9 protein-coding genes and 1 pseudogene are annotated in these 13673 nt (G+C 75.4%); 5 read left to right on the top strand and 5 right to left on the bottom strand.

What is annotated here, in order from left to right; all coding sequences use genetic code 11:
• The first annotated feature begins 162 nt into the window (after positions 1-162).
• On the top strand, positions 163-528 hold the full coding sequence (locus OHA98_RS16705) for a helix-turn-helix domain-containing protein (protein ID WP_266926581.1): 366 nt from the start codon (positions 163-165) through the stop codon (positions 526-528).
• The gene (locus tag OHA98_RS16700) at positions 525-746 is read left to right on the top strand and encodes a winged helix-turn-helix domain-containing protein (protein WP_266926580.1); all 222 of its coding nucleotides are present in this window, start codon (positions 525-527) and stop codon (positions 744-746) included. The genes OHA98_RS16705 and OHA98_RS16700 overlap by 4 nt, the downstream gene beginning before the upstream one ends.
• Here the strand turns inward: OHA98_RS16700 and OHA98_RS16695 are convergent.
• The 3 genes and pseudogenes from OHA98_RS16695 to OHA98_RS42680 form a co-directional block, all read right to left on the bottom strand.
• Positions 700-1121, bottom strand: a pseudogene (locus OHA98_RS16695) (aldehyde dehydrogenase family protein); the annotation flags it as partial. The gene OHA98_RS16700 and the pseudogene OHA98_RS16695 overlap by 47 nt on opposite strands.
• 290 nt (positions 1122-1411) lie before the next feature.
• On the bottom strand, positions 1412-2989 hold the full coding sequence (locus OHA98_RS16690; protein ID WP_266926578.1) for an ABC transporter ATP-binding protein: 1578 nt from the start codon (positions 2987-2989) through the stop codon (positions 1412-1414).
• Positions 2986-4605 carry an ABC transporter ATP-binding protein gene (locus OHA98_RS42680; protein ID WP_323179568.1) on the bottom strand — a complete coding sequence of 540 codons (1620 nt, stop codon included), beginning with the start codon at positions 4603-4605 and terminating at the stop codon, positions 2986-2988. Before OHA98_RS42680 ends, OHA98_RS16690 begins: the two co-directional genes overlap by 4 nt.
• Positions 4606-4787: 182 nt before the next feature.
• On the opposite strand from OHA98_RS42680, the gene OHA98_RS16680 reads away from it, so the two are divergent.
• Genes OHA98_RS16680 through OHA98_RS16670 form a run of 3 tightly spaced genes read left to right on the top strand, consistent with a single transcriptional unit; the run spans position 4788 to position 7896 of the window.
• Positions 4788-5819 carry an ABC transporter substrate-binding protein gene (locus tag OHA98_RS16680; RefSeq protein ID WP_266926576.1) on the top strand — a complete coding sequence of 344 codons (1032 nt, stop codon included), beginning with the start codon at positions 4788-4790 and terminating at the stop codon, positions 5817-5819.
• Positions 5816-6838, top strand: coding sequence for an iron ABC transporter permease (locus OHA98_RS16675; protein ID WP_266926575.1), 1023 nt, complete (start codon positions 5816-5818; stop codon positions 6836-6838). The genes OHA98_RS16680 and OHA98_RS16675 overlap by 4 nt, the downstream gene beginning before the upstream one ends.
• Positions 6835-7896 carry an iron chelate uptake ABC transporter family permease subunit gene (locus OHA98_RS16670; protein WP_266926573.1) on the top strand — a complete coding sequence of 354 codons (1062 nt, stop codon included), beginning with the start codon at positions 6835-6837 and terminating at the stop codon, positions 7894-7896. The genes OHA98_RS16675 and OHA98_RS16670 overlap by 4 nt, the downstream gene beginning before the upstream one ends.
• 102 nt (positions 7897-7998) lie before the next feature.
• On the opposite strand, the gene OHA98_RS16665 is transcribed toward OHA98_RS16670, so the two are convergent.
• Both OHA98_RS16665 and OHA98_RS16660 read right to left on the bottom strand, forming a co-directional pair.
• Entirely contained in the window at positions 7999-9885 is a 1887-nt protein-coding gene (locus OHA98_RS16665; RefSeq protein WP_266926572.1) for a hypothetical protein, read from the bottom strand.
• Entirely contained in the window at positions 9882-13673 is a 3792-nt protein-coding gene (locus tag OHA98_RS16660) for a DUF5682 family protein (protein WP_266926570.1), read from the bottom strand. The genes OHA98_RS16665 and OHA98_RS16660 overlap by 4 nt, the downstream gene beginning before the upstream one ends.

Genomic DNA, 13673 nt, shown 5'->3' with positions numbered 1-13673 from the left:
GATGCGTCAACGGTTTTTCGGAAGCAAGCCCGCTGGCATATCGGACGTTTCATGTCTGACCGTGAGAGATTCCCCCCGGGAGGCCAAGGCCGGTGACAGAGGAATAGATGATTCCCTTTGCGAGGAACATCGGCCGTGGAACGTACTGAACTTGATCGGGTGATGTCTTCCGCGCCTCGGACAGCGAGCAGGTGGCTTCGGCAGGCTTCGTGCGGTGAGATATTCGCAGGGGGCGGCTCGACCGACGCCGAGAGGGCTGCGCGGGAGCGTATCCGGCTCCAGGGCGTGGCTTGCGTCCGGAGCGGGGAGAAGAACCGGGAGGTCGCCGCCGCGTTGCGGGGCTCGGACCGGTCGGTGGAACGTCGGCGACGCCAGTGGCGCGAGGACGGCCACGCCGGGGTGGCGTCCAAGGGGTCACCGGGCCCCCGGACTGTCCGATGTGCAGATGGCCAGGTCGGAGCGAGAGGTGGAACCGCGGCCCGCCGACGCACGGGTGAAACGCTCAGCGGTGGACCCTGGCCCGGGTGAAGGCGCTGATCGGCCGGTTGTTCCACGTCTCATACACAGTGGCGGGCATGTGGTGGTCGCTGCGAGGAAACGGCTGGGCGTGTCAGCAGTCCGCCCGGCGGGCGATCGAGCGTGACGACGATGCAGTGGAGCTGTGGAAGCGGGAGGTGTGGCCGCAGGAAGTGCGGTCGCGATCGGGGAGCGCAGCGAGTGCACGTCGATGCCCGTGCCGGCGTTGACCGTGAGTTCACCTTTGAGCAGATGGGGAACTCCGGCGGCGAACTCGAAGACTTCCAGGCCTCGTTGGAGGCCACCGTGTTCGTCGGCGACGGTCTTTCCGTGTTCGGAGGACAGCATGCGTGCCAGGGATTCGCGTTGGGTCTCCACGAGTTGCAGGCAGCGCGACAGGACACGGGCGCGCCGCTGCGGATTCCGCTGCCCCCACTCCTCCTGTGCGGTGGCCGCGTCGGTGATCGCGGTCCGGGGGCGGCGCGGCCCGCGAGGGGCACGCGGGCCTGCACCGTACCGGTGCCGGGGTCGTACACGTCGCCGAGGAGGCCGGACGTACCGACGGTGTGTTCGCCGCCGATGAAGTGGGTGGGTTCACGGACCATGGATGCCTGCTCCCGTCAGGTGAGATCCGGGGATGGCACGACGAGCCGCCGGCGGGCGCGCAGGTGGGCGCACCGCCGGGGAGGGCCGTGGGACGGCGAACAGCGAGGCCGGGGGCCCTCGGGGCCTATGAGCGCGCGATGAGCCGCGTGCGCTCCGCCGGATGCCCGGCCTCGGGTCGCGGGCCTGCGCCACGCACCGCGCCCCGTCCGGGCGGGCCGGCCATCGACCGCGTCGCCGAGGAGGGCGATCCGCACTCCGTCGTGCCCGAGACCGCTGTGTGGCCGTGGGATCAGCCTTCCGGGTCGGTGATGCGGCCGTCGACGAGACGGACGGTCCGGTCGGGGCACCAGCGTTCGGGGTCGTGGTGGGTGACCACGACGCGGGTGCAGTCGAGAGCGTTGACCGTGGCCGTCACATGGGCGCTGGTGACGGGGTCGAGAGCGGCGGTCGGTTCGTCGAGGAGCAGGACGGGAGCGTTCCTGAGCAGGGCGCGGGCGAGTGCGACGCGCTGGCGTTCGCCGCCGGAGAGCGCGGTTCCGCGGGCTCCGACCTGGAGGTCCAGGCCGTCCGGATGGGTGTCGAGCAGAGGGCCGAGCCCCGCGCGCAGTGCCGCGTCGCGCAGCGCGGCGGTGTCGGCGTCCGGGTCGCCGACGCGGATGTTGTCGGCGACCGTCCCGTCGAAGAGCGTGGGTTCCTGGGGGAGGACGGCGAAGCGGCGGAGCCGGTCCGCCGTGGAGAGGTGTCGCAGATCGGTGCCGCCCAGGGTGACGCGTCCACTGTCCGGGTCGTCGCCCCGCAGCAGGAGCTGCAGCAGGGTGGACTTGCCGCTGCCGGTCGGGCCGGTGATCACGGTGGTCGATCCTGCGGGCATGGTCAGGGACACCTCGCGCAGTGCCGGCGCGAACGCGACGCGGTCGATGCCGAGGCCGGTGTCGTCCGGCAGCGGGCGCGGGTGCGGCGGTTCGGGCAGCGGGGGCACGGTCACGAGCGAGGCGTACCGGTCGATCCCGGCGCGGGTGTCGCCGAGGGTCACCCCGAGGAGGGCGAGTTCATCGACCGGGGCGGCGGCGCGCAGGGTCAGCAGGAGCACGGCGAACGCCGTGGGAGCGGGGGCGTCGAGCGCGACGCAGAGGGCGAGCATCCCGACCGTGGGCAGGGCCGTGGCCAGTGCCGAGACGAAGGTCACCGGGGCACTGACGGCGTTGAGCCGTCGCAGTGCGGCGTACTCGCGGTCCCAGGCTTCCGTGAGCCGGCGGACCGCTCCGGCGGTTCCGGTCACGCTGCGGTAGAGCTCCTGGTGCTCGGAGAATTCCAGCAGCGCCTCGGTCGAGTCCGCGCGGGCGTTCCGGCGGTGCGCGTCCGTGCGGGCGAGGGCCCGTTGGGCGACGGCCTGCGCTGTGCCCGAGACCGCGAGGAGGCCGAGCAGCGCGGCGGCATGGGTCCAGCCGACGACGATGCCGAGGCCGAGGACGACGAGCGGCGGGGTCAGTACGCCGCGGACGAGGAGTTCCACGAGATGCGCGGGGATGCCCATCAGCCGGGGCACGCCCTCGCCCGCGATCCGGTTGGCGAGCGCCCGGTGATCATGGGTGAACCAGCCCAGCGGCAGCCGGACCAGGGCGCGGCCGAGCCGACGGTACAGGTCGGTGGCGAGGGCGGCCCCGGCGAGGTAACCGCCCCGGGAGACCAGCACCGTGGCGCCGAGCACGAGGATGACGGTGCCCACCGCCCAGCCCAGGGGTGTTCCGCGTACGAGGGTGGCCGCGAGCAGCGCGGCCGCGGTGGCTTCGAGGGCGGTGACGCAGATCCACGCGAGCGCCACGACGCGTACGCGCCGCACGGCCGTGGCGCCGAGCGCGGTCCTCACGCGACCACCTCCCCGTGCTCCAGGACGATGCGGTGGTCGGCCCGTGCCGCGAGGGCAAGGTCGTGGGTGGCCAGCACGACGGTGCGGCCGGGGAGGGCGAGCAGGGTGTTCATGACGGCCTCCGCCGTGTCGGGGTCGAGGGCGCTGGTGGGTTCGTCGAGCACGAGCACCGGAGCCCGGGTGAGCAACGCGCGGGCGAGGGCGAGGCGTTGGCGCTCCCCGCCGGACAGCGGTCCGGCCGGGGCGTCGAGCGGGACATCCAGGGCCGTGGTCGCAAGAGCCGCTCGCAGTTCCGGATCGGTGGCATGGGGGCGGGCGAGCAGCAGGTTCTCGCGGACGCTCCGGGGAAGGACACCGGGCGACTGGGGGACGGTGGCGACGCGTCGTGCCATCGATTCCAGCGGCAGGTCCCGGTAGGACGTGCCCCCGAGGCCGATCGTGCCGTCGTCGGGGTCGGTGCCCCGGCCGAGCAGGCGCAGCAGGGTGGTCTTGCCGGAACCGCTGGGACCGGTCACCGCGGTGACCGCGTTCGGCGTGATGGCCAGGTTCAGCGGGCCGACGAGCCGCCGTCCGCCCTCCCGTACGGTGACCGCCGCGAGGACGGGTGCCCGCTCCGGGTCCCCGTCCGCAGGGGTGGCACCGGCGGTTTCGTCCTGGGGCGCCGGCCCGCCCCCCGTGGGACCGGGATGCAGCAGGGGCTCGGTGAGCAGGGCGCCGATGCGCCGGGCCGCGTCCCGGGCGGCGCCGAGGTAGTCCAGGCCGTGGCCGAGGCGCAGCACCGGCGCGAGGGCGGCGAGGGCGAAAACGCAGACGGCGGTGAGCTGCCAGACCGGCATCCGGTGGCCGACGCAGAACGCCGCGACCAGGGTCACGCTCGGCTGGAGCAGCGCGGTGGCCGCCGCCGCCGGGGTCGCGACCCGTCCGACCCAGGTGCGGAATCCGTGCCCGAACTCCCGGGTCGCGGTGGCGTAGCGGGCCGAGGCGCCGGATTCGTCGCCGTGGACCTGGGTGATCACCGCGCCGCGGACCATGTCGTCGACGGCGGTGACGATGCGGCCGACGGTCCGTCCCTGGTCCGCCGCGAAGCGCCGTGACCGCCGCGGGATGACCACCAGGCGGAACACGGCCGCCAGGGCGGCGGGCACGAGCGCGACGAGCCCGGCCGGACCGGCGTATCCGGCCAGCAGGGCGAGCGCGGCGAGCGGGGCGATCAGCACGGTCGCGATCTCGCCGGGCAGATGGGCCACCGCGTGGTGCAGCGCCGAGACGTCGCCGTCGAGCCGGGTGCGCAGGCCCTGGGCGCCGAGCCGGGCCAGTGCGGGTGTGGGCAGCCGGGAGACATGGGCCGCCAGGATGCGGCGGAGCCGGTGTTCGAACTCCGCCTCCGCGCCGTGCGCCAGCCAGGACGACAGGGAGTTCAGGGCCCCCGCCGCGACGAGGGCCAGGGCGCCCCACCACACCCATCGGAGGTCCGGGGCGCGGACGAACTCGACGACCGCGGCCAGGAGGGCGACTCCCGACCCGGCGGCGAGCGCCGCGCAGCCGATTCCTGTGACGAGACGTGCGACCGAGCCGTGCAGTGCGCGTCCGATACCGGGTCCCGAAGAAGTAAGCATTACCTTACCGTACATGTATAAATATCTGCACGGTAAGGCTAGGCTTACTTGATGCCGGGGCTGCTCACGTGCGGTGACACGTAATGCGCCGGCGCATCATCCCCGCCGACACGTCGTACCGCCGCACCGGCTGTCCGCACACGCTTTTGACGCGGACACGACCCCCTGTGAAAGAGAGAACCATGCCCCGCGCCTTCCGCCCGTGGACACCGCTGTTCGGTGCTCTGCTCGCCGCCACCATCGCCCTGAGCGGCTGCTCCGCCACCAGGAGCACGGAGAGTTCCGCCGACCCGGACGCCGCGAGCAGGACGGGCAAGGGCTTCCCCGCCACCTTCGTCAACGCCTGGGGCACGGCCACCGTCCCGGCCGCGCCGCGGCGGGTCGTCACCCTCGGCTACGCGGACACCGCCGTCGCGGGCGCCCTGGGCGCGCACATCGTCGGCGCCGTCAAGAGCTATGGCAGCCTCAGCGGGGAGACGAAGGACGAGAACCTCCCCTACACCGAGCCGCTCGACGACGCCGTGACCTGGCTCGACCCGATGAACATCAACACCGAGCGGATAGCGGGACTCAGGCCGGATCTCATCCTGGCGAGCACCGCGTTCACCCTCGACGAGCCCACCTACAAGCGCCTGTCCGCCGTGGCACCCGTCGTCACCTACGAGAAGCAGCTCTACGGGGCGGACGCCACCGAGGAAGCCCTGCGGATCGGGCGGGCCCTCGGTGACGAGCAGGGTGCGCGGAAGGTCCTCGACACCGCCGGCAGAGCCGTGGAGAAGCTCAAGGCCGACCTGCCCGGCCTGGCCGGAAAGACGTACCTGTACGGCCAGGCCCGGGACGGGTTCGCCGTGATGATCACCGAGGAGACCAACGCCACCGCCCGGTTCATGAACCGGCTCGGCCTGACCCCGCTGCCCGCCGTCGCGAACCTGGACGGGAAGGGCTCCGTACCGGGCGCCGTCGACGTCAGCTACGAACGGGCCGCCCTGTACGACCGCGCCGATGTCCTCTTCATGACGTACCAGAGCGGCGCGCTCCAGGAGAAGTTCGAGTCCGACCCCGTCGTGTCCCGGCTCCGGATCGTCAAGTCCGACCGGTACCTGCCGCTGGGAATCGAGGCGGCGACCGCGCTCCAGTCCCCGAACGCCGCCGCCGTGCCCTGGCTCATCGGGGAACTCCGTGCCACCCTCGCCACCGCCGCCTCCGCCCGATGACCGCTTCCGCCCCGCCCGCGCCCCGGTCCCGCTCCCGCGTCCTCGCGTCCGCCGGGGCCGGGTGCGGCATCCTGCTGCTCGTCGTCGCCGCCAGTGTCGCGCTCGGCTCACGGACCGTCGGAGTCCATCAGCTCGTCCAGGGGCTCGCCCACACCGGACCGGCGGACATCATCACCCTGGTCCGGGAGGTCCGGGTGCCGCGTACGGCGGCGGGCCTCGTCGCCGGGGCCGCGCTCGGCGCCGCCGGCATCCTGATCCAGACCCTGACCCGCAACCCGCTCGGCGACCCGGGGCTGCTCGGTGTCAGCAGCGGTTCCGGCTTCGCCGTCACCCTCACCGTCGCCCTCACCGGGTCCACCGGCGTCACCGCGACCGTCTGGTCCGCCTTCGCGGGGGCCGCCGCCGTGACCGTGCTGATCGTTGTCGTCGCCGCGGCCACCGACAACCGCCACCCCGGACAACTGGTCCTCGTCGGGGTCGCGATCGGCGCCGTCCTCTCGGGAATCCAGGCCGCCCTGACCCTGCTCAACCCCCGCACTCTCGACACCATGCGCGCCTGGAGCGCCGGCACCCTGACCGGGATCACGCCCGGCACCACCGCGTTCCTCACGTTCTTCGTCGCCGTCGGGCTGATCGCCGCCCTGACCGTCGCCAGGGGCCTGGACATGGCGGCGATGGGCGAGGACCTGGCGCAGGGCCTCGGCACCCGCACCCATCTCACCCGGGCCGTCGCCATCGCCGCCATCACCCTGCTCGCGGGCTCGGCGACCGCACTGGCCGGGCCCCTCTCGTTCCTCGGACTGATGGTCCCCCACCTGCTGCGGCCTCTGGTCGGCCCCGGCACCCGACGCCTGCTGCTGGGTTCGCTGATCGCCGGCCCCGTACTGCTGCTGACCGCCGACGTGGCCGCTCGGCTCGTCACCCGGCCGGGCGAACTCCCCGTCGGCGTCGTCACCGCCTTTCTCGGAGCACCGCTGCTCCTCCTGCTGCTCCACTCCCGGAAAGGGCGGATCCGGTGAACGGCCCCCCAACCACCGCGCCCACGACCGCTGTCCCCGGCGCACGCCGCTCCCGGGCCAGGCCCCGGCACCGGGCGCCCGCCACCACACTGACGCTGACGCTGTCGGTAGTGGCCGTACTCATCGCCTCGCTGGCAGCGGGCGACATCACCGTCCCCGTACCCGATGTCCTCCACGCCCTCGCCGGGCGGGGGGACCCGCTGACCACCACGGTGGTGCTCACCTGGCGCCTGCCGCGTGCCCTCCTCGCGCCGGCCCTCGGGGCAGCCCTGGGGCTGTCCGGGGCGATCTTCCAGACCCTGACCCGCAACCCGCTCGGCAGCCCCGACGTGATCGGGTTCAGCACCGGCGCCTCGACCGGTGCCCTGGCCGTGCTCCTCACGGGCGCCGCCGGTTACACCCGGACCGCACTCGGCGCTCTCATCGGCGGGCTCGCCACGGCGGCCCTGGTGTACGCGCTCGGCGGCAGGCGATCCACGGCCGGCACCCGGTTCGTCGTCACCGGCATCGCCGTGAGCGCGATCCTCACCTCGGTCAACACCTGGCTGATGTACGGCGCCGATACGGCCGTGGCCGCCCGTGCGGCCCAGTGGACCGCGGGCAGTCTCGACGCGCTCGGCTGGGAACACGCCGTGCCGGCCCTGATGGCCCTCGCGCCGCTCGCCCTGGTCACCCCGTTCCTCGTCCGCACCCTGCGGGTCCTCGAACTCGGCGACGACATGGCCACCGCGCTCGGTGCGCGGGTCGTGCGGGGGCGGCTGCTCCTCGCGACGGTGGGGGTGGCGCTCACGGCCGTCGCCACCTCGGTCGCCGGGCCCCTCGCGTTCGTGGCCCTCGCGGCACCGCAGATCGCCCGGTTTCTGTACCGCCGCACCCCGGGCATCAGTCTGCTCGGGGCCGCCCTGGCCGGTGCCCTTCTGCTGGCCGGGGCCGACTGGGTCGCCGCGCACGCCTTCGCCCCGGTCCAGCTCCCGACCGGAGTCGTCACCGTCAGCGCCGGAGGCGCGTATCTGCTCCGGCTGCTGCTCGGCCCCCGGCGCGGAGGCCGCAAGAGGTGAGCCGCGGGGGCGCGGCCGGGCGGGCACCGCCCGGCCGCGCCCCTCCGGCCCGGCGGCCGCGTACTCGCGCACGCGACTCTGCCCATGGGTCATCACCGCAGGTCAGCGCACCCGGGTGAACGGGACCTGCGCCCGCTGGTACTCAGCGGTTCGCACCACCGTCCGGCCCGGCCCCCGGTCCGGGACGGACGGCGATGCGTCCGGCCCCTCCCCCGTCGGTTCCCAGGCTGCCACGCACAGGGACTCGGCCACGGCGGCCGTATAACGGGCGGCGGTCAGCCAGTAGATGGCGAAGCCGTCGGTGTCCGCGGGCAGGAGGCGGCCGAAGAGGTCGCGATCACGTCGGGCCGCCGAGGCGCACAGGGCGGCGAGGAGTCCGGCGGCCGTGGGGAGGCCCGCGCGGCGGACGCGGCGGGAATCGGCGGTGACGTCGCCGAGCATGCCGAGGGCGGCGCGGCCCGCCGCAACCGTCTGTTCGACCCGGCGCTCCAGGAGGTACAGGGGCGAGTGCGCGCCGGACCCTCCGGGCTGTGGCGGCGCGGGATGCACGGGGGCAGCCGGGTCCGGGAGGTCGGCGCGGCGCAGGCGGTCGAGGCCGAGGTCGACCGTGCCCTCGCCGGTGGGGTGCGAGCAGGCGAGAAGGGTGAGCCGGGGATGGAGGGCGGGCATCAGGCGGCCGATGATCCTCAGCCGTGTCCCCGGCGCCGTGGCCAGCAGCATCAGGTTGTCGCGGTGGGCCAGCGCGGGGTCGTCGTCGGCGACGGCGAGCCGGACGGGAACGCCTCCCTCGCACAGCGCGAGCAGGCAGGTGCCGCCCGGCTCCCGTACCGCGCCGAGGAGTTCGACGTCGAGGAAGAGCAGGTCGCTGCCGCCGCCGACCGGGTCCCCGTAGCGGGAGGTGGACCGCAGGGCGCGGGCGGCCTGTTCGGACGGCGGCGTCTCCCACAGGGCGGCGAGCGGCAGCTCCGTCCATGCCGCGCCCCGGGCGGTGACGGCCTTGACTCCCTTCCCGGCGCCCAGTCTGCCGTCCGGCGAGACGGTCGCCCCCGAGACCGCCAGGCCGGCCCGGCCCAGCTCCCGGTGGGTGAGCGCGGTGTCCCCCAGGCGCACGGCCCGGTCGGCCACCCCCAGGGCACGCCCGACGCCGCCGGGTGCCACGTCGCCGACCGTGCAGAGGCGGCCGTCCGGTCCGGCGACCCAGGTACGGACGCCGCCGTGCCCCGAGTCGGTGACCACGGGTTCGGTGAACAGGCCGTACAGGCGCAGCGAGCCGTCCGGGCTGTACGGGCGGCGCTCGCGGCCCCTGACGGCGGCCAGCTCCGCCCCGGACGCCGTCCCCACTCGGTGTGCGGTGCCCAGGAGTTCGGCCAGGGCCGTGACGAGGTCGGCGGTGCGGTAGGACGGGTCCCCGGCGCGGGCCGCGCGCAGCAGCGTGACGACGGACAGCGCGGCGCCCGCGGCGCGCGGCAGGTGCCGGAGCCGGGCGGTGTGCGCGGCGCGGAGCAGCGCCGACTGGGTGACGGCGCCGGCCCCGTCGACACCGGCCTCCAGCACGGCGGCGCCCGCCGACCACAGGGCGTCGGCCGCGGCACGCTGGGCTGGGCTCGCCCCCTCGGGCGAGGGATCGGAGTCGGGGGCCGTTGCGGAGTCGGGATCGGGGGCCGCCCGGGTGGGCCGGCCGGCGAGCTCCGGCACCGGATCCGCCGCGGGGGCGGCACAGGCGGCGGCCGCGCGATGGGCGCATGCCGGGGCGAGGAGGCAACCGCAGATGATGGCTTCCACCGTCGCCACCACGCCGCCCGGGGCGTGCAGGCGCAACTCGGTCTCGTCGTCGACCGCGATGGTCACCGTGTCCCCGTCGCGGTGCGTCGGGCGGGCGGCGAGCTTCGTGACTGTCGCGTCCAGCCGCTTGCGCAGCCGGGGCGAGAGGTCCTCCACGAGCGTGGCCGTGACCTCCGGCGCGACGGGTGGCAACTGGGCGGCGCTCATGCGGTCTTCTCCCCTATCCAGCGGGCCAGTTCGAGTGGGCTGAGGGCCGCCACGGGCATGCCCGCGGCCACGAGCTGCCCGGCGACGCCCGTCGAGTAGCGGGGCCGGCCGGCGTCGTCGAGACTCGCGCACCCGAGGACGTGGCATCCGGTGTTCACCAGGGCCCGTACCTCGGCCAGCAGTCCGCCGAGCGGCGCGCCCTCCTCGAAGTCGCTGATGACGACGACGAGGGTGCGGGTGGGCACCGCGATCAGGCTGCGGGCCTGCCGCAGCCCGGCGGCGATGTGGGTGCCCCCGCCCACGCTCACCTCCAGCAGGAGGGACAGGGGATCGTGCACATGGCCGGTGAGGTCGACGACCTCCGTGGAGAAAGCCAGGAAATGGGTACTCAGGGTCGGCACCCCGGCGAGCACGGAGGCGGTCAGCGCGGACCAGATCGTGGACGCCTCCATCGATCCGGAGACGTCGGTGACCAGGATCAGGCGCCAGTCGGCCGACCGGCGGCCGCGACTGCGGAACACCGGCTTCTCGGGGATCACCCGGACCGTTCCGTCGGCCGTCCGGCGGGCGGTGGCCAGGTTGGCCCGCAGCGTGCGCGGCAGGTCCAGCCGGCCGCCGGGGCGGCGGGTGGGCCGGGCCAGCATCGTGCCGGTGAGGGCCGGGCGCAGCCGGGTGGCGAGCTGCCGGGTCAGTTCGTCGACCAGGTGGCGGACCAGGGGCCGGAGCGCCGCAAGGCGGGCTTCGGGGAGGCCGCCGGCGTACCGGAGGACCGTCCGGAGCAGTTCCACGGAGGGGGTGGCGGCCGCCGGGTCGAGTTCGGCGAGGACGTCCTGCCGTCCTGTCACGGCCGCGGCGGCGAGGACCTCCTCGCGGACGCCGGGTCCGAACAGTGCGGCCAGTTCCTCGGACCACTCGCGGACACCGGGGAACGACGGTTCCCGGCCGGCGCGCGGTCCTGTGCCGCCACCGCGGCCGGGGCCGGGCAGACCGCCGCGGGATCCCTCGCCGTGTCCCGCGCCGTAGAGCTCGTCCAGAGCGGTCGCCAGGCGGGTCGCGCCGGACGGCAGCTGGTCGGGGCGCCGGCCGAGCACGAGCCGCCACCGGTCGGCGGGCGCGAGGGTCCGCGCGGGCGTGGCCCCGGTGGAGGGTGCGGTGGCCGGCGTGACGGTGGGGCGTGGTGCGGCGGGGTGGCCGGACAGCGGTGGGAGCCGGTCGTCGTGCGCGGGTGGCGGGACGGGCAGGCCGAGGCCGGTCAGGAGCTCGCGGGCCGCGAGGTCGGCGGCCGTTCGGCGGGCCAGCTCGGCCGGATCGTCCGCGTCGAAGGTGTCCACCCGTTCGCCGAGCCGCTCCTCGACGGTGTCCAGCAGCCGGTCCCGGGCGGCCGGGCTCAGGGTGTCGAAGCCACCGCGCAGGGCCGGCAGCCGGGCCAGGAACGCGCTGTCGTCCAGCTCGACGACCCGGTGCAGCAACGGGTCCAGGGCGCCGACGCCGACGGTCAGGAGCGGGCCCGCCACCGTCAGGACGCCGGTGAGGCGGGCGGTGAGCGCGGACCGGGAGGTGCTGTCCACGGCTCCGTCCACCCAGGAGGCGACGCGCCCGCCGAAGGTCTCGGCCTCTTCGTGGCCCGTGAGCACCCTGACCGCTCCGGCGGCCGCGGCGATCAACGGGGTGCCGTCGGCGGCCAGCCGGGCGAGGGCGTCGGTGAGCCGGATGCCGCCGACCCGGTCGGCCCGCTGGGCCAGTTCGAGCAGCGCGCGGGCGTCCTCGGGCTCCTCGGAGCCGGTCAGGCCGTCGACCTGGCGGACCGCGGCCGAGGTCAGGAGTTCGGCCGCGCGCGCGGTGCGGGCGGCACGGGCGGAGGCGGTGGTGTCCGGGGCCGAGGCGTCGTCGGGCGCGGTCAGGCCCGGCAGGTGACCGGCGTCGAGGCGGTCCAGCAGGTCGAGCCCCGCGAGGAGTTCGGGAAGGGTGCCGCTCGCGGGGAGTACGGCCGCCAGTTCCGTCAGCCGTTCGTCGGCCGGGGCGGGGAGCCCGCACTCGGCGGCCTCGGTGAGGCCGCGGACGACCTGGGCGGCCGTCGGGCCGCCCTCCGCGCGCTCGGCCGCGTGCCGCCGGCGCAGTACGCCCTCGGCCGCCTGGGCCGGGGTGACGCCGCGGGCCCCGGCCGCGGTGAGCATCGCGGCCGTCGCCGGGGTCCACCGCACCTGCCAGCGCGTCGTGAGTCCTTCCGTGCCCGCCGCGCCGGTCACCTCCTGCTCCTGCGCGTAAGGGATGCCGCACACCGTCAGCCTGCGCAGCAGCAGTTCGCGGCGCCGGTCCAGGGTGGAGCGCGCGGGGTCGAGCCGGAGGTCGCGCGGTGCCTTCTCGTGCGTGTCCAGCGGGCCGGGGAGGGAGAGCGCCTCGGTCTCGGCCTCGACGGCGGGCCCCAGTCCGCTGCGCGGAGCGGCGGGCGCGGGCCGTCCGGTGCGGGCTCCGACGAGTACGCGTTCGAGGGCTCGGGCGACGGCGCGGCCCGTGCCGTAGGTCTCGCCACGCCCCAGCACCGTCTGCACGGCCTCCAGGAGTTCACCTCGGCCGGGGGCGGGCAGGTCTCGCAGGCGGGCCAGGTCACCGGCCACCCGGACGACCTCACGGCCGTCCGCCGGGCCGTAGGGGTGGCCCTGTTCGCGCAGGGCGGCGCAGACGCGGACCGCGGTGCGGATCAGCGCCTCGTGCAGCGCGGCCGGGTCCCCGGCGGCGTCCAGGACGGTGTGCTGCCACTCCGGGTCCCGGATGCCGGCCGGGTAGCCGGACCGTGAGTCGAGCAGCGGGTACGTGTACGGGACCAGGGAGACCGTGCACGCCGCCGGCCCGGCAGCGCCGTTCACGTGGCCGTCCGTGTCGGGTGCGGGGTCGCCGGCGGCCCCGGCGGCGGACGGCAGCAGCGCCGGGGTGTGGAAGGCGCCCACCACCACGGCGGGCCGCCGCCCGCTCGCCAGGGCGTCGGTGACATGTCCGCGCATACAAGCCTCGCGCGCCAGGTCCGTGCCGTGCACCCCGCCGCGCGCCTCGGCCTCGTAGCGCAGTGCCCAGCCGGTGAGCAGGGCGGCACGGCGGAGCGCCTCGGGTGTCGAACCGGGCGCGAAGGCCTCCACCAGCCGGTCCCACAGGTCCTCGCCGTCCCGGCCGGTGAGCCGGGACCGGAGCGCGGCGGACAGCCCGTGCCCCTCCCCCGGTACGGGTGCCGAGTCGGCGCCCGGGACGGGGGCGGGGGTGTCCGGACCGCCCCCCGCCCACGCCCGGTCGGCCAGCGGCAGATCGCAGGCCACAGCCGGGATCCCGTTCGCCGCCGCCCAGCGCAGAGCTACCAGTTCGGGTGAGAAGTCCGCGAACGGGTAGAAGGCCGGCCCCCGTTCGCCCGGCGAGCCGGGCCCGGGCCCGTCGGCGGGCACGGCGGCCAGCGCCACCGGGGCCTCGGTCTCCTCGTGGGCGAGCCAGCCCAGCCAGGGCTGGAACTCGGCGGGCAGTTCCACGAGGAGGACGTCGGGGGCCGCCGCGTCCAGCAGTGCCGGGAGGGCGGCCGCCAGCGAAGGCGCGTGGTGGCGCACCCCGATCAGGAACGGCAACCCGGGCCCGCTCGCCGCGAGGGCAGCCACCGCGGATTCCGGGGTGGCCGGCCCTGCCGCCGGGCCCTGCGCCGGGGAAGCGGCCCGCGCACCGGCGGTGTGCGTCACCTCGGCGGTGGACGACACCTCGGCGGTGGGCGACACCTCGGCGGTGGGCCGCGTCTCGGGGGTGGTCGACTCGCTCAT

The sequence above is a fragment of the Streptomyces sp. NBC_00654 genome, from assembly GCF_026341775.1.
In the GTDB taxonomy this organism is placed as follows: domain Bacteria; phylum Actinomycetota; class Actinomycetes; order Streptomycetales; family Streptomycetaceae; genus Streptomyces.
This window is presented reverse-complemented; position numbering and strand designations above follow the sequence as displayed.

Coding starts and splice junctions, on each gene's coding strand:
- OHA98_RS42680 (WP_323179568.1), bottom strand. CDS start 4,605: ATGCTTACTTCTTCGGGACCCGGTATCGGACGCGCACTGCACGGCTCG.
- OHA98_RS16665 (WP_266926572.1), bottom strand. CDS start 9,885: ATGAGCGCCGCCCAGTTGCCACCCGTCGCGCCGGAGGTCACGGCCACG.
- OHA98_RS16660 (WP_266926570.1), bottom strand. CDS start 13,673: ATGAGCGAGTCGACCACCCCCGAGACGCGGCCCACCGCCGAGGTGTCG.
- OHA98_RS16675 (WP_266926575.1), top strand. CDS start 5,816: ATGACCGCTTCCGCCCCGCCCGCGCCCCGGTCCCGCTCCCGCGTCCTC.
- OHA98_RS16680 (WP_266926576.1), top strand. CDS start 4,788: ATGCCCCGCGCCTTCCGCCCGTGGACACCGCTGTTCGGTGCTCTGCTC.
- OHA98_RS16705 (WP_266926581.1), top strand. CDS start 163: ATGTCTTCCGCGCCTCGGACAGCGAGCAGGTGGCTTCGGCAGGCTTCG.